Source organism: Methylobacter sp., from assembly GCF_023227905.1.
Classification (GTDB): Bacteria; Pseudomonadota; Gammaproteobacteria; order Methylococcales; family Methylomonadaceae; genus Methylobacter_A.
Window position 1 is genome coordinate 14725 of sequence record NZ_JALOCF010000040.1, and the last position, 20066, is coordinate 34790.

Below are 20066 nucleotides of genomic sequence, written 5' to 3' on the forward strand. Positions count from 1 at the left end.
GCATGTTGACTTAGGCTGAATAACCTACAGCCAGCCTTTTCGTTTGAAGAACCAATAAGGCGCAATCCCCGACAGCAACATCAATGCCAGTGCACCGGGATAACCCAGCTGCAAGTTGAGTTCCGGCATGTACTGGAAATTCATGCCGTAAATGCTGGCGACCAGAGTAGGGGGCAGAAAGACCACGGCGGCAATGGAAAAGATTTTAATGATCTTGTTCTGGGTAATGTTGATAAAGCCTTGGGTCGAGTCCATCAAGAAGTTGATTTTGTCGAACAGAAAAGTGGTGTGCGACATCAACGTGTCCACGTCGCGCATAATTTCCCGTGCCGTTTCCTGTAATTCGGGATGGTTGCGCAAATGCCGTTGCAGAAAGGATATGGAGCGTTGCGTATCCATCAGGCACAGCCGAATCTTACCGTTGCTGTCTTCCAGTTTGGCCAACTGGTCAATGGCATTTTCAAGATCGGAGTCTATTTCTTCCAGCACCAGATAACTAACGTCTTCCAGTTTGCGGTGGATATCTTCCAGCGCATCGGCGAGGTTTTCCACTTTTTGCTCGAAGATCAGCACCAGCAATTCCTGCGGTGAATGCGCCGCTACCTGTCCATGCCGGGCACGCATACGCAGCAGGCGGAAATCGGCTAACGCACCTTCACGCAGGGTAATGAGCCGGTCATTTTGCAAAATGAAGGCGACGGTTGCCGTACTGTGCCGCCCTTCGCTTATTGACAGGAATAAAGAGCGTACATGAACGCCGGTGGGGTCGGTAAAGTAACGTGCCGAAGATTCGATTTCCTCCACATCATCCGATTCGGGCAGGGTAGTGCGCAGAAATGCTTGCAGTTGGGCGCGTTCGTCTTCGCTGGGATCGTGTGCATCGATCCAGGCGGCTTTGTCGACGGCCTGCTTGAGCTGATCTTCAGGCGGGGTATGTTCTTTGAGTCTGCCCTTGTCAAAGTTGAATAGTCTTAACATTATATTTCCGTCTTTTAATTATTCAGGCAAGCTGTCCGGGCGGATCAGCGTGACCAGTCTGGCATCGGTCAGTTCTGCCCAGTCGCTTTCAAATGCGAGTTGAGCCAAAGCGGCGGTAGGTAGACATTTTCCGTTAGCCGATAATGGAACCGGATGGAGGATTAATTTTAGTAACAATTCCTCTAAGCCTGGGTTATGCCCGACTAACAGTACGCACCGTTCATGGCATCGATTTTTTAATACGGCAAGCAAAGTCTGAGCATCGGCTTCATAAATGCGCGGTTCGCAAATAATAGACGACTCGTCTATGTCTAATTGCCGGCAAACGTGCTGTGCCGTCTCCAGGGCACGCGTTGCCGGTGAACTGAGTATGGTGTCGGGTATCAAGTGCTGCGTGCTCAACCAGCGCCCCACCTGCTTGGCAGCGCGCCGGCCGCGTTTTTTCAAGGGTCGGAAAAAATCATCCATATCAACCGACCAATCCGATTTTGCATGCCTTAACAATAAAAGTTGGTATGTCATAAAAGTGCTATTCGTGGATGTAATTTCGGACATTCGTTTATCAAGATACTATACCAGTAATTTTTTACAATTTTATTAAATCATACAGCAAAAAATAGCTGAAACGCAGGTAATGCAAGGCATTTGGAGTCTTGGTCGCCAAGCTTGATCAGTGCAACTACTTATTGATTGAAGAGGTTGATTTCTCTATTCTACTGGTATTTATGCGATATCAATGGGTTTCAAATTAAGCGATGAGAGATAAAACGGGAGCGTATCATGTCATTAAAAGAAGATTTTGAAAATGTATTAAAAAAGTTACAAGCAGAACGTGATGAAGCCAAATTAAAGCTGCATCTTGCTTCCATGGAAGCAAGGCAAGAGTTTGAAGAAGCCGAAAAAGATTGGCGCCATTTAAAAGCCAAAGCAGCTGAAATTGGGGATGAGTCGGTAGAAACTTCCGAGGAATTTATAGCCAATGCAAAAATAGTCGGTGAAGAACTTAAGGATGCTTACCATCGAATTGCCAAACGTTTGGCGGGTTAAGCTTTACCTTTTATTCACATAGAATTTATAAGCTTACATATTTTCTTGTATTCTCTTTAGTTAAGGAAGGCAGGATATCGAACTCATAGTTCATTTTGGGCCTCTTACAGATAAAACAGGGCTATGGGGAATTCCTGCAAACTACTTTCGGCAAGGAGAATATCATGAATATTTCACGTTGGGCATTCTTGGCTGCCATCATCGCCCTGGTCGCGGCGTTTTTTATTTTTGATCTGCAAAGCTATCTAACGCTGGAAACACTCAAGGCGCAGCAAGCGTCTATCGAAGCTTATCGCAGCAACCATCCCGTTTCGGCAATTTTTATTTATGCACTGATTTATATCGCAGTGGCCGGGCTATCTTTGCCGGGGGCTACGATTCTGACGCTGGCCGGCGGTGCGGTGTTCGGCTTATTGTGGGGGACGTTGATTGTCTCGTTTGCCTCCACGATCGGCGCAACGCTGGCTTTTTTGGCGGCGCGTTTTTTGTTTCGGGATGCGGTTAAAGCCCGTTTCGGCGACCGCCTGGAAAATATAAATAAAGGTATAGATAAAGGCGGCGCATTGTATCTTTTTACACTGAGGCTGGTGCCGGCTTTTCCTTTCTTTGTTATTAACCTGGTTATGGGCTTAACAAACCTGAACACCAAAACGTTTTATTGGGTCAGTCAGATTGGCATGCTCGCCGGTACCGTGGTTTATGTGAATGCCGGAACCCAGCTGAGTAAACTGGGATCATTAGCGGATATTTTGTCTCCAGGATTGGTTGGCTCTTTTATTTTATTGGGGATTTTTCCGCTGTTGGCTAATAAAATCGTCGAAGCTATCAAGGCCAACAAGGTTTATGCGAAATGGCATAAACCGCCGCGCTTTGATAACAACATCGTGGTGATAGGCGCTGGCTCGGGCGGCTTGGTCACCGCTTATATTGCAGCCGCCGCCAAAGCCAAAGTCACTTTGGTTGAAAAGCATAAGATGGGCGGTGATTGCCTGAACACCGGCTGCGTTCCGTCCAAAGCCTTAATCCGATCCTCCAGGTTGCTGGCCCAGATGCGCCGATCCGCCGATTTCGGCATTAAAAAAGCCGATACCGAATTCGATTTCGCCGATGCCATGGCTCGGGTGCAGTCGGTTATTCTTACTATCGAGCCGCATGATTCTGTGCAACGTTATACAGACCTTGGCGTAAACGTTGTCGAAGGCGAAGCGAAGATTATTTCACCGTGGGAAGTTCAGGTGACAACAGCCGGGGAAAACCGCATTATCACTACGCGCGCCATCGTTGTTGCCGCAGGTTCGCGGCCATTGATTCCGCCGATTTCAGGTGTCGAGGATATCGGCTATCTGACCTCGGATAATATTTGGGAGTTGCGCGAATTGCCTGCGCGATTGGTGGTATTGGGCGGCGGGCCGATCGGTTGTGAATTGGCCCAATGCTTTGCCCGTTTCGGTAGCCAGGTCACGCAAGTCGAAATGGCGCCGCGCCTGCTGATTAAGGAAGACATCGAAGTTTCCGAGGCTGTGATGGCTAAGTTCCGTCTGGAAGGCATTAATGTGCTTGTTGGACATACCGCCAAAGGATTTATCATTGAAAACAATGAAAAAATCCTGCTTGCCGAGCATGACGATAAAGAGCTGCGTATTCCTTTCGATCAAGTATTGTTGGCTATCGGCCGGGTTGCCAATATCCAAGGATATGGTCTTGAACAGTTGGGCGTTGAAACTTCGCGCACCATCGAAACCAATGAATTTCAACAGACCAACTACCCGAACATTTATGCTTGCGGCGACGTATCCGGCCCGTTTCAATTCACGCATGTGGCGGCCCATCAAGCTTGGTATGCGGCAGTGAACGCGCTGCTTGGCGGCTTGTTTAAGTTTCGTACCGATTACTCGGTGATTCCTTGGGCTACTTTTACTGATCCTGAAATTGCGCGGGTAGGCATTAATGAACAGGATGCCTTAGCCAAGGGGGTTGCCTTTGAAGTCAGCACTTATCATCTTGACGATCTTGACCGCGCAATTGCCGACGGAGTGGCGCACGGCTTTGTTAAGATTTTAACTCCGCCGGGCAGGGATAGGATTCTCGGTGTGACCATTGTCGGTGAACAGGCCGGCGAGTTAATTGCCGAGTTCGTGCTGGCGATGAAACATAATATCGGCCTGAATAAGCTGCTGGGTACCATTCATATTTATCCCACCTTATCCGAAGCCAACAAATATGTGGCCGGCATCTGGAAGCGCAACCATGTGCCCAAAGGCTTGTTATGGTGTGTCGCTCGTTATAACGGTTGGCGCAGAGGTTAAGGCGCATTGTAAATCTTGATAAATATACTCCGTATTTAACTGCCTGATATTAATCAGAGCGACTTTTGTCTATAATCGAAAAAAATGCCAAGCCCGCGCGGAGCAACGAAAATAGAATGATGTTATTTCAGCGTTAGTGCCAGGTTCCAGTTAACAGGAGTAACAGTTTGAACCCCAAAAACAAGATTTTATTTGCAGGAGATCCGCACGGAGATTTCAAGCCGCTGATAGCGGCAGTACATGAATATAAACCCGAGGCCGTTGTCTTGTTGGGCGATTACGACCTGGATACGCCGCTAGATACCTGTTTGCAGGAAATTGTCGGTTTAACCCAAATCTGGTGGATTGCCGGAAATCATGATTTTGAAACGCCCTGCAAATATAAAAACCTGTTTCACTCGGCCCTGGCTGAAAACAGTTTACACTTGAAAGTTACGGAAATAGCGGGACTGAGAATTGCCGGTTTAGGCGGTATTTTTCTTGGCCGGGTTTGGTATCCGCCGCAGCAGCCTAAATGGCGTGGCAAGCAACACTTTCTGCATAACCAGCCCGCCAATACGAGACATACGGCTATGTCGTTAAAATACAAAGGCGCGATTTGGCACGATGAGTTTGAGGCGTTAAAAACGCTGAAAGCGGATATTTTGGTAACCCATGAAGCGCCGGGGTCTCATCGGCACGGGTTTGATGCGATTGGCGAATTGGCTGCCGCTATGGGCGTAAAAAATATTTTTCACGGCCATTTGCACGAAAATTACATCGGCACTATTAAAAGCAATATCAAGGTAGTCGGCGTGGCGAACAGGGCGGTCGCGGATTTGGTGGGGAATACGTTAAGGAACGGCGGTTAGTCTTTATCTAATCGGGTTAAGCGCGGAACGCTGGTAAACGGCCTTTTATTCACCGCGACACGAAAAACTAAAACTCTTCGTGTCGTGGTGACAATGTTTTTATCTTTACGTGTTTGCTCAATCCAGTTCTAAATTAAAAGCTGGGTTTACGCTATCGATTCAACCCAGCTTACAATTTGTCGCTTTACGCCTGACTGCTTAGATAATCTTCATAATTACCATTGAAATCAACCACCCCGTTCGGGGTTAATTCGATAATCCGTGTCGCCAGCGATGACACAAACTCCCGGTCATGACTGACGAATATCAAGGTACCCGGATAATTTTCCAACGCGGTATTCAGTGATTCAATCGACTCCATATCCAAGTGGTTGGTCGGTTCGTCCAGTACCATGATGTTGTTTTTTTGCAGGATCAGCTTGCCGAACAGCATGCGGCCTTGCTCTCCACCGGAGATGACTTTAACGGATTTGTTGATGTCGTCCGCGCTGAACAATAAGCGCCCCAGGGTGCCGCGTATAGCTTGGTCGTCGTCCGATTCCTTGCGCCATTGCCCCATCCACTCGATCAGGGTCATGTTTTCGGCGAAGTCTTCGGCATGATCCTGAGCATAGTAGCCTACCTCCGAATTTTCCGACCATTTAACCACGCCGGCATCCGGAGTCAAATCGCCGACCAGGGTGCGCAGCAGGGTGGATTTACCGATACCGTTAGGGCCCAGGACTGCAACACGCTCGCCGACGGCAACCATCAGGTTTAGATCTTTGAATAACGGTTGCTCGCCATAACCTTTGCTTAAACTTTCAACTTCCAACGCTAAGCGGTGTAGTTTTTTGGTCTGGTCAAAGCGGATAAACGGGTTAACCCGGCTTGAAGGTTTGACTTCATCCAGTTTGATTTTATCCAACTGTTTGGCGCGCGAGGTAGCCTGTTTGGCCTTGGATGCATTCGCCGAGAAGCGGCTGACGAAGGTTTGCAGTTCGGCAATCTGGGCTTTTTTCTTGGCGTTTCCGGCCAGCAGGCGTTCGCGCACTTCGGTCACCGCAATCATGTAATCGTCATAGTTGCCTGGATAAACGCGCAGTTCGCCGTAGTCCATATCGGCCATGTGAGTGCAGACGCTGTTTAAGAAGTGGCGGTCATGCGAGATGATAATCATCGTGCAATTACGCTGGTTCAGGATGTCTTCAAGCCAGCGGATGGTGTTGATGTCCAGGTTGTTGGTCGGCTCATCAAGGAGCATGATGTCGGGGTTGGAAAATAAGGCCTGCGCAAGCAAGACCCGCAACTTCCAGCCCGGCGCTACGGCGCTCATCGGGCCGTTATGCTGTTCCAACGGAATATCCAGTCCCAGCAATAGCTCGCCGGCCCTGGCTTCAGCGGTATAGCCGTTATATTCGGCGAATACCGACTCAAGCTCGGCCGCGTGCATGTAATCGTCTTCGGTGGCTTCCATGTTAGCGTAGATGGCGTCGCGCTCGGACATGGCCGCCCACATCTCGGCATGGCCCATCAGCACCACGTCCAGCACGCGTTGGTCTTCATAGGCGAATTGATCCTGGCGTAAATTACCCAGGCGTTCATTGGGGCTAATGCTGACGTTGCCTGCCGATGGCTCCAAATCGCCGCTCAGTATTTTCATAAAGGTCGATTTGCCGCAGCCGTTCGCGCCGATCAGGCCGTAACGGTTGCCGTCGCCGAATTTGACCGAGACGTTTTCAAACAGGGGTTTAGCCCCGAACTGCATGGTGATGTTAGCTGTAGAAATCAAGTTTTTGTTCCGAAGATTGAAGTAAAAGATTGTTGAGTTACAAAGAGATTAATTCACCACGAAGGCACGAAGAACACGAAGTTTTAATGATATTCTTCGTGAACTTCGTGGTGAAAGCTTTTTAATTAAGCCAAGTTTCAGGCACTATATTGGCCGTGTTTTGATCGTCGCTAACCCAAATCTGCCCGTCTTGAATGCTGACTTGCAATTGCATGGTGCGCTTTACCATGGATGAGAGTTGATCGGTGGCCTCTTTAGGTAGGTTAATGACCGTCAGGTTTTTAAAGCGTTCCAGCTTGGGCTGAATCTGGTTCCACCAGATATTGTTGCGTCCGCCGTAGGTATAGAGGATGACTTTATCGGCGCGATTGGAGGCCTTGCGGATGCGTTTTTCATCCGGCATGCCGACCTCAATCCACAGTTCAATGTCGTCGGCCAAGCTTTTTTGCCAGAGCTCAGGCTCGTCGTCGGTGCTCAGGCCTTTAGTGAATTGCAGCTGTTCATGGGCATTAATCACAAAAGCCAACAGACGCACCATCATGCGTTCTTCGGTTTCCGAGGGATGCAAGGCGATGGTCAGGTTATGTAATTGATAATAGCCTCTGTCCATGTCTGAAATCTGACAGTCGGCTTTATAGATGGTTGACTTAAGCGCCATTGAGCGTTTTTTTACGGCTTTGAAAAATAAAAGTTTATTCTAACAGATTTGTAGCTATTCAGCAGGTAGAAAAACAGTACGCCAAGCTGGAGTGCAAGCTTTGCTTGCGTTTGCAGGCGAAGCCTATACTCCATTACAGCAGCAGCTTGTCGTCAATAGCAATAAAACGGCTGGCCGAATTGATCAATGAGGGGGCAGTCAGTGCCGGAACGCCGTAGACTTCCGTGGTTGTGCCATAAACATCTCGAGCTTTATCCAGTAACAGGTCGAAGTCGCCGTCGCCGGATAGCAAAACAATCACATCAACCTTGGGGGCAGTGTCGATCACGTCCAGCGTGATGCCGACGTCCCAATCGCCTTTTGCGGAACCGTCGCTACGCTGGATGTAAGGCTTCAGTTTAACCTCAAAACCGATGTTCCTGAGTATCTGCTGGAATCCCTGTTGTTTGCTGTCGCCTTTGTCGATCGCATAAGCAAACGCTGCGACCACGTCCCTGTTTGTGGTCGCTTGCGCCCAGAATGCAGCGTAATTGAAATGCCGCCGGTAGCTTTGTCGGGTGGTGTAATAGATATTCTGCACATCGGCAAAGATGGCGACTTTCTGCATGTCCTTATTTAAGGAATGAACAGCAATAATCGCTAGGCGCTTTAACTTTCATCGTGAAGGCAGAGTTCGCAGGCACATTGAAAGATTCGCCGCCTTTTACGCTTTGCCATTCAGCGCCGGGTAATAAAACATCCAGGTCGCCGTCGATGATTTCCATCAGTTCAGGATCGGCGGTGTTAAAAGTGTATTCGCCGGGTAACATGAAACCCAAGGTTTTGGTCGTGCCGTCCGCGAACTTGATAGTCCGGCTGCTGACATTGCCGCCGAAGTAAACATTGGCTTTTTTGACGACGGTTACATTATTAAATTCTGACATGGGTTGTCCTTATGGGGAATGGATAAATAAAGGGTCGCAATGATACCAGATTTGTTGTCATTTTTTAGCGCATCTTTGGGATTCTAATGCGATTGGATGGCTGTTGAGGCTTGAAGTTTATGGTCAGGATTGTTGCTAACAGCTTGAAAAGGGGGTAGTTTGAACAAAACAGTCTGATTCTATGGGAGACATATCATGAGATATAAATTAATCCTGTTAATTATACTTTTTTCATTGTTCGCTTGTAGCGGGCTTCCGTCGGTACGAGAGATGAGATATACCATGGATACCTTCGAGCCGACCGCTAATGCCGAGGTCTTGCAAACCTGGCCACGGGATCGAAAATATCTGGAAATCGCAGAGCTTGAGGTCAGTGCAGGCTCCAAGGCGAACAATGCTCTGCTTGAAAGGGCCAAGGAAATAGGCGCGGACGCAATAGTCATCGGGCCTACCCATCAGCATGGTCAGGTGCATGTACCTATTGGCGGGACGATATCGGATGGGCCAGCCGGCAGCTTTCGCGGTGTCCCATTGAATAGCGTTCGTGCCGTAGCGATAAAATACCAGCCTTAGCGCATGCTATTTTCGGCAGGGGCCGTGGTTTTTAGCTCAACTTGCTAATCACAAAAAGCCTTGGAGCTGATTCTTTCTGTGCCGTGCTGTAAATAGTACGAACTTTAAATTGCTCAGGATTTAGTTGTTCGCACCAGGTTTTAACCTGGTCGGTTTCCTGATCGCCGCCCGGGTGGCCGGGATAGGCAAGCAGGGTGATGATGCCGTTCACAGCCAGAATCCGGATGGCGGCAGATAAGGCGCCCAATGTCGAATCGGTCAGGGTGATGACGCTTTTATCACCGCCCGGCAGATAGCCCAGGTTAAACATGATCACCCGGATTTTACCGTGAAGATCGAAAGGGATTTTTTCGTTCATGTCGGCATGGCTGGCATGTATCAAGGTCAGGCAATCCGAAAGCTCGTTTTGCCGGAATTTCTCCCGCGTAGAATCAATGGCCTCCTGCTGTATATCAAGGCCGTAAACCCGGCCGGACGGGCCGACTTGTTCGGCTAGAAACACCGTATCGTGGCCGTTGCCTACCGTTGCATCAATGGCAATGTCGCCGGGGCTGAGAATGTTCCTGATCAGTTCATGAGCGGTGTTAACCAGTGAAATGCGTTTCATAATGGCGTTGGATAGTACAAGTTGGATGTAAGGTGGCGGCTTTTAATAAGGCATCGGCAAAGTGCTGGCTGTGCCAGGGTATCTGCAAGCTGCCCTTGGCGCCGAAGCCGTTAAAGACAGCCAAGTGCTTATGTTGCGGGTGCCAGCCGATAAAAGGCTGTCTGTCTTGCGTACAAGGCCGTATATTGGCCTGATGGCTGATCAGGGTTGAATGTGTCAAATCGGCCGAGATTTGGCTGAGGGTATTTAACAAGTCGTTTTTGCCGTGCTCGGTAGCTTCGGTATCCAAATTGTCCCGGTCGAAAGTCGCGCCGACACGGATTTGATGGGCATTTAACGGGATCAGCCAGTTGCCGTAATTGAGGATTTTATCGGGCAGTTCGATCCGGTGTTCAAGCGTTAGAATCTCGCCTTTTACCGGTTGAAAAGGCAGCCAGCAAAACCAGGGGTTTTGCATTGCCTGATAGCCTTCACAAAAAATAATCTGTTTGGGTGCAATGTCCTGCCAGCGTAAAGACGGTTGCAGCTGTATGTCCCGATAATCAAAATCAGTTTGCCGGTAGCTGTTTTGAGCAATGAAAAACGCTTTCAGGCAACTTAGTAATGGCCGGGTTAATAAATAGCCGGTTTGTTTTTGTTCCAGAAAACCGAACGGCGTTGCCAGATTGTCGAGGGTTTTGCCCGGCGGCTGGATGTCGCCGAGATAGGCTTGATAAGCGGGGTCATTAAGGCGTTTGCCAGCGTTTTTAAATTCGTTGTCGTTGTGGAAAATCCGCAGCATCGGTTTTTCGATATAAAAGGTTTGCTGAAAAAAATCGGCTAACTGGGTATAGCAATGTTTTGCCGTAGGTAACAGCAGATCGACATCAGTGGATTTTACAAAACGCATGCCGGTGATCGGGTTGATCAGTCCTGCGGCAACATGCGAGGCATTTTCCCGGCCGTTATCGATGATGACGACTTTGCAACCTCTTTGTATGAGCTCCCATCCAAGCAAGCTGCCTGCCAGTCCCTGGCCGATGATTAGAAAGTCGATCATAATTTGAGTAATGATAGCTCACCACGAAGACACGAAGAGCACGAAGAAAGCAAAGTGAAAAGCTTTTATCCCACTTACTGCATTATTACGTTGGGGCGTAGGAATGGAGCAAGCAAAAAAAACCTTTGTGCCCTTCGTGTCTTCGTGGTGAGTTTTTATGTCTTGTAACGATGATGCTATTTAGCCGTCAACGGCACGCCATTAAAGCAAATGCCATCCCAGCCGAATTTCATGAAGTTCCTGATGTTCTGATGGCCTGTGCCGTCCGGATCGTTTAATACATCCACTCGGTAATAATCTCCGAACAGGTTTAAGGTTTGTTGCTGGTCGAGCTGGTTGATCTGGGCAAAAGCGAAAATCTTGCAGGAGCCTTCGTTAGTGCCGGCCTGATTGACTAACAACTGCTCATTCAGGCCGTTGCTGAATTCGGTGGCTTGGTAATGGTAATTATCGGTAATGATCGCGATGGTGTCATTAAAGCCGACAGCTTCGTTATTTTTTATTTTTTCAATAAATGATGCGCGCGACATATATAAGTACAAGGTAAACAGGAGTTAGCGGAGTAATCCGGAAATCTTTTTAAATTCAGGGTGGGTGGAATCCCTAACCCATTCGAACAACACCGATTCATAATTGGTGATGGAGGCATTTTGCTGTTGCATGCGCTGCAAGGCATAGAATTTATGCTCCGCTTTGCGTGAGCAAATGGCGTCCTCAACGACATGCACCTGATAGCCAAGGTGTATCAATTCCAACGCGGTCTGCAAGACGCAAACATGGGCTTCCTGGCCGACCAGTATGATCTGCTTGCGGTCGGTATTGGCGACAGTGTCGGTAAAACCGTCAGCCGCACAGCAGGAAAAGCCGGTCTTGTCGAAAATCAGGGTGCCTTCCGACAATATATCGGTGATGGTCGTATCGGTCGGGCCCAAGCCTTTGGAATATTGCTCGGTCAATAACACCGGAATGTTCAGTAGTCCGGCGGCTTCAACCAAGCTGCGGGTGTTGGCTGTCGTTAATTCAGCTTCGGCTTCAGGCATGGCAGCGGATAATTTTGACTGCAAATCGACAACGATCAGCAGGCTGTTTTGTGCAGACAGTAGGTTAGGGTGTGTGGTCATTTTAATTTGAAAGAAAGGGTTAGGGGAAGAAGGCTAAGGGCTAAGGGCAAAAGGCTAAAACACACATCCTTCGCCTTTTGCCTTGCGCCTTTAGCCTTTTTTCATAACGCGTGCTTTTTCACGTTGCCAGTCGCGGTCTTTTGAGGCCGCGCGTTTGTCGTGTAATTGCTTGCCTTTTGCCAGACCGATTTCCAGTTTGGCCCGGCCGTTCTTCCAGTACATGGACAATGGAATCAAGGTGTAGCCTTTGCGTTCGACGGCGCCGATCAACTTGTTGAGTTCATGCCGGTTCAGCAGCAGTTTCTTGGCGCGGATAGCGTCCGGGTTAACATGGGTTGACGCCGATAACAGCGGCGAAATATGAGCGCCGGACAACCAAGCTTCGCCCCGCTTTATCGCGACGTAGCTCTCTTTAAGCTGCACGCGGCCATCCCGGAGGCTCTTAACTTCCCAGCCTTCCAAAACTATTCCTGCTTCAAACTTTTCTTCAATTGTATACTCGAATTTAGCCTGACGATTGACGGCGATAGTGGCGTTTTGCTGCTTGTTATTTTTTTTGGACTTTTTGTCGGCCATAGATTTTTAAACTGACGTAAAGGAATAATTTTGTTATTTTACTCGATTATTACTGCAATAGTCAGAAAAGCTCACCACGAAGGACACGAAGAGCACTTCGTGGTGAATTGGTAACCTTTGAGTTTTTACAGGCACACAAATGGCGGATACAAAAAAATCACAACATGGTGAATGGTCATCACGTTTCGCATTTATTCTTGCTGCGACGGGTTCCGCAGTCGGTCTGGGTAATATTTGGAAATTTCCCTATATTACCGGTGAAAACGGCGGCGGGGCGTTTGTCATTGTCTATTTGTTGTGTGTATTGCTGATCGGCATTCCCATTATGATGGCGGAGACCCTGCTGGGACGGCGCAGCAGACAAAACCCCATTAGCACCATGATAACCTTGTCCGATGAAGCCGGAGCCGATAAAAACTGGCATTACTTGGGATGGATGGGAGTGACTGCCGGTTTCCTGATACTGTCTTATTACAGCGTTATTGCAGGCTGGGCTTCCGCTTACGTGGTAAAAGCTTTTTCCGGCAGTTTTTTGGGTGCCGATGCCTCATCAATAAAAGTGCTTTTTGACGATTTTGTCGGAAGCCCGATCAAGCTGCTGTTTTGGCATACCCTGTTCATGCTGGCGACCATGCTGATCGTGGTTCGCGGCGTTAATACCGGCCTGGAAAAAGCGGTGCGTTTTTTAATGCCCAGCCTGTTTGTGCTGCTAATGCTGATGGTGGCTTATGCAATGACCTTTGACGAGTATTATGACAAAGGCATCAAATTCTTGTTCACGCCCGATTTTAGCAAGATAACTGCTGATGGCGTATTGACCGCAATGGGGCATGCTTTTTTCACATTGAGTTTAGGCATGGGCGCCATTATGGTTTACGGCTCTTACCTGCCTAAGGATGTGTCGATCGCCAAAACCGTCTATTGGATTGCCGGTACCGATACCGTGGTTGCCCTGTTAGCGGGTATTGCCATTTTCCCGATTGTTTTTGCCAATGGCTTGGAACCTGCCGCCGGTCCCGGACTGATCTTTCAAACCTTGCCGATTGCTTTCGGCAACATGACCGGCGGCTGGTTATTCGGCATTTTATTTTTTGTAATGTTGGTGTTCGCGGCATTGTCTTCGTCCATTTCATTAATCGAACCGGCTGTTGCATGGTTGATTGAAAATAAAAACATGAGCCGGGAACAAGCCTGTATCTGGTCAGGTTCGGTAACTTGGCTGATGGGATTCGGCGTCGTTTTTTCATTCAACATCTGGTCTGAGCTCAAGATTTTCGACAGAACCATCTTTCAATTGCTGGATTATTTAACAGCCAATTTGATGTTGCCTATCGGCGGCTTTTGCATCGCAGTGTTCGCCGGTTGGATCATGAAGCAGCAACATACCGAGCAGGAATTGAACATGCCCAATCCGCTCGGCTATCAAATATGGAAAATTTTAATCAGCTACGTCTCTCCCGCCGCCGTATTTCTGGTATTTCTGCACGTGGTTGGAGTTCTTTAAGCATGACCGTTGTTCAAAAAAGCGCCCTTGTAAAATTCTCAGCGCAGCAAATGTTTGATCTGGTTAACGACATTGAAGCCTATCCGAAGTTCTTGCCCTGGTGCAGCGGCAGCCGGATCATCAAGCGCGAAGATGACATTGTCGAAGCCGAGTTAATGATTTCCAAAGGCGGCTTTAAAAAATCCTTTGCGACCCGGAACAAGATTGATAACGGACGCAGCATGACGCTGTCCCTGTTAAACGGCCCGTTTTCATCTTTGGAAGGACGATGGGAGTTTATACCGTTGCGTGAGGACGCCAGCAAGATTTCCCTGGACCTGGAGTTTGAAATGTCAGGCAAGCTGGCAAGCATGGCTTTCGGTGCAGTCTTTAATCAGATCTGCAATACGATGGTCAGTTCGTTTACCGCACGGGCCAAAGTCGTTTATGGTTAATGTCGAAGTGGCTTACGCCAAGCCCGAAGAGCAGGTGATAGTTGTGCTTCAAATGCAGGAAGGAACGACGGTTGAAGCTGCGATAAAAGCCTCGGGGTTGCCGGAACGATTCCCTGAGATTGTCTTGTCCGAGCTTAATGTGGGCATTTTTGGTGTAGCCTGCAAACTGGATCAGCCTGTTAGAGAGGGTGACAGGATAGAAATTTATCGGCCTTTGGTTCATGACCCGAAAGAGGCTAGGCGGCAAAGGGCTTTGAAGGGAGGCTGATTGTGTGTGGTTATTAACAATCAGACAATAACTTGTTAGGCAGCAAGATCATGAATTATTCGACACTCAAAGCAATGCGTTCTCGCATCGAGAGGGCGCGTTGTTCTGTCCAAACAGCTTCTGGAATTAGCTACGCCACAAGCTATCAAGCCAACGGACAGGACTTCATTACAAACTTCAAAGCCATCGGCATCAAAGCACCAGAACAACTCGAAGACGATTTTCTTGCTTTGTTTGTTTGGGTCTGGAGTCTTAAGGGCTACATCAAGGAGGCCTTTGAAGCTCGTGGCCTCAGGAGCGCTCTTGTTGAAGATGAAGTTAATGCGTGTCCTGCGCTGACCTATGTCGCCGACATTGCCAATAGAGCGAAACACGGCACTCTCAAGTCAAGTCGATCAGGGCGACACGCCGAGCTCGTAGACGTAGGCTGCACAGTTCCGCAAGACGCAGTGGCGAGAATCATTTTTGCTGGCAGCGACGTGACCTTAGATGTGAAGAATTTCGAACAAGCCGAGATTCATGCGTGGGTTTCTGTTGAGATGGATGTGCGCATCGATGCCCTCGCTGTTCTCTCAGAGGCCATGAACTGCTGGGAGACTAAACTCTTGCCACAGATTGCGGTCTAACTCGCTAAACCGTATCCTCTAAGATCAGCAGACCATGCCGAGTCGGGCTGATTAGTCATGTAGAGTGCACAGCGCACCATTTACGAATGCCAAAATAGCCAGACTATTTTAAAACATTCCAACAGGTCATCCATTCCAAATATTAAAATTTCCAGTATGGTTTGCCCCTGTAGGGAGGCACGACGCGCCCCTACAGGGTTATCAAAACTAAAGGAAGTCTCATGCGTTACTCAATCGTTGTCGAAAAAGCCGAAAATAACTACTCAGCCCATGTGCTCGATTTGCCCGGCTGCGTTGCTACAGGCAATACCGTAGAGGAAACTGAGCGAGAAATGCGTGAGGCAATCGAGTTTCATATCGAAGGACTAAATTAAGATGATTTGCCTATGCCGCAACCAGTTGAAAAATTGACCCTTCCTGTAAACTGACATACTATAAATAGTATGTGGAGAATATACGAACATAAACGAGTCGAAAAGCAGTTGAAATCATGCCCGATCGAAGTACAAAAGCGATATGAAAAATGGAAAGACATTGTTGTTATATCCGGCCCACAAGGATTAATGCTGATCAAAGGTTTTTGCGATGAGGCTTTAAAAGGTGAATGGAACGGCTACAGGTCTTCCCGCTTAAATAAGCAATACCGGGTTATTTATCAAACCAAAGTGAATGAAGTCTATGTTCAAGTTGAAGAAGTAACGCCTCATGATTATCGGAGAAAATGATATGAATGAATACCAAATCTCAAAAAAATCAATCGATGTGTCTGTTGGTGAATCAGTAAGAATCATCCGTGAACTGCAAGAATTAAGTCAAAATCAATTGGCTGAACTTACCGGCATTCCCCAGTCAACGATCTCGGCAATTGAACATGACAAGATAAACTTAGGCATAGAGCGCGCGAAAATTTTGGCAAAAGCGCTTAAATGTCATCCTGCAGTATTGGTTTTTCCTGGATGGGATGCCGAGATTGCCGCTTAAATAGAGTTGTAGTTTTGCAGGGTGCGCATAGCGCACCATTTTTGAACTAGACACCGAAAAAGGGGTGCAATGCACCCCTATCATTGCTAAAGCGGCAATTGATCTGTTGGCGATCCGGATGTCGGCACCGGTTTTGTCTCCGATTTGTCGGCTTTAGGCGTGTCATCAATGCCGTCATAACCAAACAGGCCGGTGATCATTTCCCACAAAGTTTTATCAAGATCCCGCTTCGGTACTTCTACGGTAGTCTCTTCTGATGTTTTAATAACGGGCACTTCGCTGGGCTTGAAATCGCCTTGCACGCCGATCAACTGATCGTTATCGAAGAATAACGAGATCCTTTTTTGCTGCCTGTCGCCGCCTTCAATTTGCGCAGAATAGAGATAGTCCCAGCGTTTTTGATGAAAGAAATCAGCCAGCATCGGTGAACCCATGATGTACAGCACCTGGCGTTTGTTCATGTTGGGCCTGAGCTGGTCGATCATGGATTGATCGACGATATTGCCCTGCTGGACATCGATTCTGTAGACGCCGGGCAAGTTATTCAGAATGGTGGTGCATGAAGCTAGTGTCAGGCTTACTGCGACTGCAAGAGTGCAGGATGTGAAGCGTTTGCCGAGTAGGTTTAAAGTGAAAAACGGCTTTCTCATTTGAGGCTGCGGATGTATTTAAAATATAAGATGATACAGGATGTTAAAGGATTATCCTATAAAACTGTCATGCCCATACTGTCAAAAAAAGGCTACAATGCATGTAATTCTATAGACGACTGCCTATACAAGGCATAAACGGAGATTACTGTTGGAAACTCATGATTTAAGGAATGCAGGCCTGAAGGTGACGTTGCCTCGGGTTAAGATTCTGCAAATTTTAGAAAGTCAGACTAATGAGCGTCATTTGACCGCTGAACAGGTTTATAAAATTCTGCTCAGTGAAGATGAAGAAATCGGCTTGGCTACGGTTTACCGGGTTTTAACCCAGTTTGAAGCGGCCGGACTGGTGAGTCGGCATCATTTTGAAGGCGGCAATTCTGTCTTTGAACTGGATAAAGGCACTCATCACGATCACATACTTTGCATGAAGTGTGGCAAGGTCGATGAATTTACCGATGAGGTTATTGAGGCCCGGCAAAAAGAAATTGCAGAAAAACTGGGTTACGAATTGACCGATCATGGTCTTTATCTCTATGGTTTTTGCGCTCAATGCAGAAAATCCTGATTTTTAATTTCAACTTGTAGGCTTCATGTTTAAACCTCTCATTTTTTATATCGGCTTGCGTTATACGCGAGCTAAACGCCGAACTCAGTTCATTTCTTTTATTACATTGACCTCCATTCTCGGCATAGCCTTGGGCGTTACCGCATTGATTACCGTATTGTCGGTGATGAACGGTTTTGAAGCCGAGCTGCGCGAGCGGATACTTGGCATGACTGCACATGCGACTGCCACCGGAAAATACGGCCAGTTGGATAATTGGCATGAACTGGAGCAAAAATTAAAAAATTATCCGCATGTAGAAGGCACTGCGCCTTTTATTAACGGGCAGGTGATGATTAACGCCGACCGGCGCGTCAGCGGCACCATGCTAACCGGGATATTGCCGGAATATGAATCCAGAGTGTCGGAAGTTGCCGATAAGATGCAGGACGGCAAATTGGCTGACCTAATTCCCGGCGAATACGGCATTGTTTTAGGGGTAGAGCTGGCTAATTATCTGGGTGTTTTCATGGGCGATAAGATTACCGTCATCAGTCCGCAGATAAACTCGACACCGGCCGGTATTGTGCCTCGCATGCGGCGATTTACCGTAGTCGGCATTTTTAAGGTTGGCATGTACGAATACGACCGCAATATGGCGATGATTCATCTTGACGATGCGGCCAAGTTGTTTCGTCTGGATGATGCCGTTTCAGGCCTTAGAATCAAGCTGGATGATTTGTTTAATGCGCCGAAAATTACCCGTGCGCTGTCAAACGCCTTGTATGACGATTATCAGGTTAGCGACTGGACGCTGGCGCACAGCAACTTTTTCCGGGCGATACAGACGGAAAAGCGGGTTATGTTTATCATCCTGTTGCTGATTGTGGCGGTGGCGGCTTTCAATATCGTCTCCACGCTGGTGATGGTGGTCACCGATAAGCGCGGCGACATTGCTATTTTAAAAACGCAGGGACTTACATCAAGGTCGGTGATGGGGATTTTTATGGTATTGGGGGCTGTTATCGGCGTCACCGGCACCGCGCTGGGAACGGTAGGCGGGGTATTGCTGGCGTTGAATGTTGAAACCATCGTTCCGGCTATTGAAAAACTGTTTCACGTCCAGTTTATGGCGGCCGATGTGTATTACATCAGCGAGTTGCCTTCCAAGCTGGTCTGGACGGATGTTTATGCAATAGCCGGCATGGCTTTTTCCCTGTCATTATTGGCAACTATTTATCCTGCCTGGCAGGCATCCAAAGTAAATCCAGCGGAAGTTCTCAGATATGAATAATACCAGCATTTTGCAGTGCCACCAGTTGACCATGCGCTATGATCAAGGCGGACTGGATGTTGAAGTTTTAAAGGGGGTTGATTTAAGCATCGGTGTCGGTGAGCGTGTCGCCATTATGGGCGCATCGGGTTCAGGTAAAAGCACTTTGCTGCATCTGCTGGGCGGGCTTGAAAAGCCTACCGGCGGCAAGGTGGTTTTGGACGGTGTTAATTTTAATGAGGTCGGCGCAGGCCAGCTGGCTAAGCTAAGAAATAAGTCCCTGGGCTTTATCTACCAGTCGCATCATTTGCTGGGCGAATTTACCGTGTTGGAAAACGTGGCGATGCCTTTATTGATTGGCGGAAACTCGGTAAAGGAAGCAAGTAACCGGGCGATAGCGTTGTTAAAGCGGGTAGGGTTGGGGCACCGCATTGAACACAAGCCCGGTGAATTGTCCGGCGGGGAACGGCAGCGTGCCGCGGTCGCCAGGGCGTTAATCAATAAGCCGGGCGTGGTTTTGGCGGATGAACCTACCGGAAACCTGGATAGTAAAACTGCTGATCAGGTTTACCAGTTAATGCTGGAATTAAATCAGGAGCTGAATGTCAGCTTTTTGGTGGTGACCCATGATCACGAACTGGCTGCAAGAATGGGCAAGGTTTTGCATATGGAAGATGGGCTGATTGTCGGTTAAGACAATGCATAAAGCCACGAACGACTGTATTCATGCAGTCGTTCGTCAATCTTAATCGCCTTCTATGTCTTCGATCGGCTCACCTTGCAGCGCAAGCCTTTTTTCCTTTCTTTCCGCCCATTTTTTGGTTATATGCTCTTTCCAATAATATTGAATACTGAAGTAACCGGCCGCTGACGAGAGGATGCCCATAATAAGACAGCCGACCAGAAACGGCTGCCAGACATCGCCAAGCCCGGAGAACATACCGCTTACTGAAAACTCGGATTCATCTGCGAGCGCCGGCTGATTCATAAACCAGAGCCCAGCTTTATAAGCAAAATAGAATAGCGGCGGCATGGTGATGGGGTTGGTTATCCAGACCAGGCCTACCGAAAGAGGAAGATTAGCCCTGAAATAAATGGCACCTGCAGCAGCGATAGCCATTTGCGTTGGGGTGGGGATCCAGGCGCAAAAGAGACCTACAGCAAAAGCCATAGAAACGGAACGCCGGTTTAAATGCCAGAGGTTAGGCTCATGCAGTTTATCGCCAAGAAATTGCAGGCTCTTGTGCTGTTTGATCACTTCAGGATCGGGGATGAACTTGTTGATCAGTTTTCGTATGATTTCTTTTGGCATGGTCGTCACTTTTAAATTGCG

At 48.1% G+C, this 20066-nt stretch carries 27 protein-coding genes; 14 read left to right on the forward strand and 13 right to left on the reverse strand.

Annotated elements, in window-relative coordinates; translation table 11 throughout:
* Positions 1-24: 24 nt before the first annotated feature.
* Both corA and M0R47_RS15080 read right to left on the reverse strand, forming a co-directional pair.
* A complete protein-coding gene (corA, locus tag M0R47_RS15075; RefSeq protein ID WP_292556284.1) occupies positions 25-978 on the reverse strand; it encodes a magnesium/cobalt transporter CorA in 954 nt (317 codons plus the stop codon).
* Positions 979-996: 18 nt separating this feature from the next.
* Positions 997-1500, reverse strand: a complete 504-nt coding sequence (locus tag M0R47_RS15080; protein ID WP_292556286.1) for a histidine phosphatase family protein — start codon at positions 1498-1500, stop codon at positions 997-999.
* 258 nt (positions 1501-1758) lie between these two features.
* Between M0R47_RS15080 and M0R47_RS15085 the strand changes: the two genes are divergently transcribed.
* From M0R47_RS15085 to M0R47_RS15095, 3 genes are all read left to right on the forward strand, one after another.
* Positions 1759-2025 (forward strand): hypothetical protein, encoded by a 267-nt coding sequence (locus M0R47_RS15085; protein WP_292556288.1) that lies wholly within the window; start codon positions 1759-1761, stop codon positions 2023-2025.
* 164 nt (positions 2026-2189) lie between these two features.
* A complete protein-coding gene (locus M0R47_RS15090) occupies positions 2190-4331 on the forward strand; it encodes a bifunctional TVP38/TMEM64 family protein/FAD-dependent oxidoreductase (RefSeq protein WP_292556290.1) in 2142 nt (713 codons plus the stop codon).
* Positions 4332-4498: 167 nt separating this feature from the next.
* Positions 4499-5182, forward strand: a complete 684-nt coding sequence (locus M0R47_RS15095) for a metallophosphoesterase (RefSeq protein WP_292556292.1) — start codon at positions 4499-4501, stop codon at positions 5180-5182.
* A 184-nt stretch (positions 5183-5366) separates the two neighbouring features.
* Here M0R47_RS15095 and M0R47_RS15100 read toward each other — a convergent pair whose 3' ends face one another.
* The 4 genes from M0R47_RS15100 to M0R47_RS15115 form a co-directional block, all read right to left on the reverse strand.
* Entirely contained in the window at positions 5367-6953 is a 1587-nt protein-coding gene (locus M0R47_RS15100; RefSeq protein ID WP_292556294.1) for an ABC-F family ATPase, read from the reverse strand.
* A gap of 121 nt (positions 6954-7074) precedes the next feature.
* Complete coding sequence (locus M0R47_RS15105) at positions 7075-7611, reverse strand: YaeQ family protein (RefSeq protein WP_292556295.1); 537 nt, start codon at positions 7609-7611, stop codon at positions 7075-7077.
* 133 nt (positions 7612-7744) lie between these two features.
* Entirely contained in the window at positions 7745-8218 is a 474-nt protein-coding gene (locus tag M0R47_RS15110; RefSeq protein ID WP_292556297.1) for an NYN domain-containing protein, read from the reverse strand.
* A 4-nt stretch (positions 8219-8222) separates the two neighbouring features.
* Positions 8223-8534 (reverse strand): pyrimidine/purine nucleoside phosphorylase, encoded by a 312-nt coding sequence (locus M0R47_RS15115; RefSeq protein ID WP_292556298.1) that lies wholly within the window; start codon positions 8532-8534, stop codon positions 8223-8225.
* 282 nt (positions 8535-8816) lie between these two features.
* Between M0R47_RS15115 and M0R47_RS15120 the strand changes: the two genes are divergently transcribed.
* Entirely contained in the window at positions 8817-9107 is a 291-nt protein-coding gene (locus tag M0R47_RS15120) for a hypothetical protein (protein WP_292556300.1), read from the forward strand.
* A 31-nt stretch (positions 9108-9138) separates the two neighbouring features.
* Here the strand turns inward: M0R47_RS15120 and M0R47_RS15125 are convergent, their stop codons facing one another.
* The 5 genes from M0R47_RS15125 to smpB all read right to left on the reverse strand — a co-directional run bounded on the left by M0R47_RS15125 (position 9139) and on the right by smpB (position 12450).
* On the reverse strand, positions 9139-9714 hold the full coding sequence (locus tag M0R47_RS15125) for a class I SAM-dependent methyltransferase (protein WP_292556302.1): 576 nt from the start codon (positions 9712-9714) through the stop codon (positions 9139-9141).
* On the reverse strand, positions 9692-10753 hold the full coding sequence (locus M0R47_RS15130; protein WP_292556304.1) for an FAD-binding oxidoreductase: 1062 nt from the start codon (positions 10751-10753) through the stop codon (positions 9692-9694). Before M0R47_RS15130 ends, M0R47_RS15125 begins: the two co-directional genes overlap by 23 nt.
* 176 nt (positions 10754-10929) lie before the next feature.
* Positions 10930-11283 carry a HopJ type III effector protein gene (locus M0R47_RS15135; protein WP_292556306.1) on the reverse strand — a complete coding sequence of 118 codons (354 nt, stop codon included), beginning with the start codon at positions 11281-11283 and terminating at the stop codon, positions 10930-10932.
* Positions 11284-11307: 24 nt separating this feature from the next.
* Positions 11308-11874 (reverse strand): isochorismatase family protein, encoded by a 567-nt coding sequence (locus tag M0R47_RS15140; RefSeq protein WP_292556308.1) that lies wholly within the window; start codon positions 11872-11874, stop codon positions 11308-11310.
* A 90-nt stretch (positions 11875-11964) separates the two neighbouring features.
* The gene (gene smpB, locus M0R47_RS15145; RefSeq protein WP_292556310.1) at positions 11965-12450 is read right to left on the reverse strand and encodes an SsrA-binding protein SmpB; all 486 of its coding nucleotides are present in this window, start codon (positions 12448-12450) and stop codon (positions 11965-11967) included.
* A 139-nt stretch (positions 12451-12589) separates the two neighbouring features.
* On the opposite strand from smpB, the gene M0R47_RS15150 reads away from it, so the two are divergent.
* The 7 genes from M0R47_RS15150 (at position 12590) to M0R47_RS15180 (ending at position 16263) form a co-directional block, all read left to right on the forward strand.
* Positions 12590-13954, forward strand: coding sequence for a sodium-dependent transporter (locus M0R47_RS15150; RefSeq protein ID WP_292556312.1), 1365 nt, complete (start codon positions 12590-12592; stop codon positions 13952-13954).
* A 2-nt stretch (positions 13955-13956) separates the two neighbouring features.
* Positions 13957-14388, forward strand: a complete 432-nt coding sequence (locus M0R47_RS15155; RefSeq protein WP_292556314.1) for a type II toxin-antitoxin system RatA family toxin — start codon at positions 13957-13959, stop codon at positions 14386-14388.
* Positions 14381-14656, forward strand: coding sequence for an RnfH family protein (locus tag M0R47_RS15160; protein ID WP_292556316.1), 276 nt, complete (start codon positions 14381-14383; stop codon positions 14654-14656). Before M0R47_RS15155 ends, M0R47_RS15160 begins: the two co-directional genes overlap by 8 nt.
* Positions 14657-14706: 50 nt before the next feature.
* Positions 14707-15282 carry a hypothetical protein gene (locus M0R47_RS15165; RefSeq protein WP_292556317.1) on the forward strand — a complete coding sequence of 192 codons (576 nt, stop codon included), beginning with the start codon at positions 14707-14709 and terminating at the stop codon, positions 15280-15282.
* A gap of 221 nt (positions 15283-15503) precedes the next feature.
* Positions 15504-15656, forward strand: a complete 153-nt coding sequence (locus M0R47_RS15170; protein ID WP_292556319.1) for a type II toxin-antitoxin system HicB family antitoxin — start codon at positions 15504-15506, stop codon at positions 15654-15656.
* A gap of 69 nt (positions 15657-15725) precedes the next feature.
* Entirely contained in the window at positions 15726-16007 is a 282-nt protein-coding gene (locus M0R47_RS15175; protein ID WP_292556321.1) for a type II toxin-antitoxin system mRNA interferase toxin, RelE/StbE family, read from the forward strand.
* Between the two features lies 1 nt (position 16008).
* Positions 16009-16263 carry a helix-turn-helix transcriptional regulator gene (locus M0R47_RS15180; protein WP_292556323.1) on the forward strand — a complete coding sequence of 85 codons (255 nt, stop codon included), beginning with the start codon at positions 16009-16011 and terminating at the stop codon, positions 16261-16263.
* 86 nt (positions 16264-16349) lie between these two features.
* On the opposite strand, the gene bamE is transcribed toward M0R47_RS15180, so the two are convergent.
* A complete protein-coding gene (bamE, locus tag M0R47_RS15185) occupies positions 16350-16913 on the reverse strand; it encodes an outer membrane protein assembly factor BamE (RefSeq protein WP_292556324.1) in 564 nt (187 codons plus the stop codon).
* A gap of 151 nt (positions 16914-17064) precedes the next feature.
* On the opposite strand from bamE, the gene fur reads away from it, so the two are divergent.
* The 3 genes from fur to lolD are packed head-to-tail and all read left to right on the forward strand — an operon-like array spanning position 17065 to position 19427.
* Positions 17065-17481, forward strand: coding sequence for a ferric iron uptake transcriptional regulator (gene fur / locus M0R47_RS15190; RefSeq protein ID WP_292556326.1), 417 nt, complete (start codon positions 17065-17067; stop codon positions 17479-17481).
* Between the two features lie 25 nt (positions 17482-17506).
* Positions 17507-18754 carry a lipoprotein-releasing ABC transporter permease subunit gene (locus M0R47_RS15195; protein ID WP_292556328.1) on the forward strand — a complete coding sequence of 416 codons (1248 nt, stop codon included), beginning with the start codon at positions 17507-17509 and terminating at the stop codon, positions 18752-18754.
* Positions 18747-19427, forward strand: coding sequence for a lipoprotein-releasing ABC transporter ATP-binding protein LolD (gene lolD, locus M0R47_RS15200; RefSeq protein WP_292556330.1), 681 nt, complete (start codon positions 18747-18749; stop codon positions 19425-19427). The genes M0R47_RS15195 and lolD overlap by 8 nt, the downstream gene beginning before the upstream one ends.
* A gap of 51 nt (positions 19428-19478) precedes the next feature.
* Here the strand turns inward: lolD and M0R47_RS15205 are convergent, their stop codons facing one another.
* Entirely contained in the window at positions 19479-20045 is a 567-nt protein-coding gene (locus M0R47_RS15205) for a DUF2062 domain-containing protein (RefSeq protein ID WP_292556332.1), read from the reverse strand.
* Positions 20046-20066 lie beyond the last annotated feature (21 nt).

What these genes read in the sequence shown, in the direction of transcription:
- corA (WP_292556284.1), bottom strand. Translation starts at nt 978, where the DNA reads ATGTTAAGACTATTCAACTTTGACAAGGGCAGACTCAAAGAACATACC.
- M0R47_RS15080 (WP_292556286.1), bottom strand. Translation starts at nt 1,500, where the DNA reads ATGACATACCAACTTTTATTGTTAAGGCATGCAAAATCGGATTGGTCG.
- M0R47_RS15085 (WP_292556288.1), top strand. Translation starts at nt 1,759, where the DNA reads ATGTCATTAAAAGAAGATTTTGAAAATGTATTAAAAAAGTTACAAGCA.
- M0R47_RS15090 (WP_292556290.1), top strand. Translation starts at nt 2,190, where the DNA reads ATGAATATTTCACGTTGGGCATTCTTGGCTGCCATCATCGCCCTGGTC.
- M0R47_RS15105 (WP_292556295.1), bottom strand. Translation starts at nt 7,611, where the DNA reads ATGGCGCTTAAGTCAACCATCTATAAAGCCGACTGTCAGATTTCAGAC.
- M0R47_RS15110 (WP_292556297.1), bottom strand. Translation starts at nt 8,218, where the DNA reads ATGCAGAAAGTCGCCATCTTTGCCGATGTGCAGAATATCTATTACACC.
- M0R47_RS15115 (WP_292556298.1), bottom strand. Translation starts at nt 8,534, where the DNA reads ATGTCAGAATTTAATAATGTAACCGTCGTCAAAAAAGCCAATGTTTAC.
- M0R47_RS15120 (WP_292556300.1), top strand. Translation starts at nt 8,817, where the DNA reads ATGGATACCTTCGAGCCGACCGCTAATGCCGAGGTCTTGCAAACCTGG.
- M0R47_RS15125 (WP_292556302.1), bottom strand. Translation starts at nt 9,714, where the DNA reads ATGAAACGCATTTCACTGGTTAACACCGCTCATGAACTGATCAGGAAC.
- M0R47_RS15130 (WP_292556304.1), bottom strand. Translation starts at nt 10,753, where the DNA reads ATGATCGACTTTCTAATCATCGGCCAGGGACTGGCAGGCAGCTTGCTT.
- M0R47_RS15135 (WP_292556306.1), bottom strand. Translation starts at nt 11,283, where the DNA reads ATGTCGCGCGCATCATTTATTGAAAAAATAAAAAATAACGAAGCTGTC.
- M0R47_RS15140 (WP_292556308.1), bottom strand. Translation starts at nt 11,874, where the DNA reads ATGACCACACACCCTAACCTACTGTCTGCACAAAACAGCCTGCTGATC.
- smpB (WP_292556310.1), bottom strand. Translation starts at nt 12,450, where the DNA reads ATGGCCGACAAAAAGTCCAAAAAAAATAACAAGCAGCAAAACGCCACT.
- M0R47_RS15150 (WP_292556312.1), top strand. Translation starts at nt 12,590, where the DNA reads ATGGCGGATACAAAAAAATCACAACATGGTGAATGGTCATCACGTTTC.
- M0R47_RS15155 (WP_292556314.1), top strand. Translation starts at nt 13,957, where the DNA reads ATGACCGTTGTTCAAAAAAGCGCCCTTGTAAAATTCTCAGCGCAGCAA.
- M0R47_RS15160 (WP_292556316.1), top strand. Translation starts at nt 14,381, where the DNA reads ATGGTTAATGTCGAAGTGGCTTACGCCAAGCCCGAAGAGCAGGTGATA.
- M0R47_RS15165 (WP_292556317.1), top strand. Translation starts at nt 14,707, where the DNA reads ATGAATTATTCGACACTCAAAGCAATGCGTTCTCGCATCGAGAGGGCG.
- M0R47_RS15170 (WP_292556319.1), top strand. Translation starts at nt 15,504, where the DNA reads ATGCGTTACTCAATCGTTGTCGAAAAAGCCGAAAATAACTACTCAGCC.
- M0R47_RS15175 (WP_292556321.1), top strand. Translation starts at nt 15,726, where the DNA reads ATGTGGAGAATATACGAACATAAACGAGTCGAAAAGCAGTTGAAATCA.
- M0R47_RS15180 (WP_292556323.1), top strand. Translation starts at nt 16,009, where the DNA reads ATGAATGAATACCAAATCTCAAAAAAATCAATCGATGTGTCTGTTGGT.
- bamE (WP_292556324.1), bottom strand. Translation starts at nt 16,913, where the DNA reads ATGAGAAAGCCGTTTTTCACTTTAAACCTACTCGGCAAACGCTTCACA.
- M0R47_RS15195 (WP_292556328.1), top strand. Translation starts at nt 17,507, where the DNA reads ATGTTTAAACCTCTCATTTTTTATATCGGCTTGCGTTATACGCGAGCT.
- lolD (WP_292556330.1), top strand. Translation starts at nt 18,747, where the DNA reads ATGAATAATACCAGCATTTTGCAGTGCCACCAGTTGACCATGCGCTAT.
- M0R47_RS15205 (WP_292556332.1), bottom strand. Translation starts at nt 20,045, where the DNA reads ATGCCAAAAGAAATCATACGAAAACTGATCAACAAGTTCATCCCCGAT.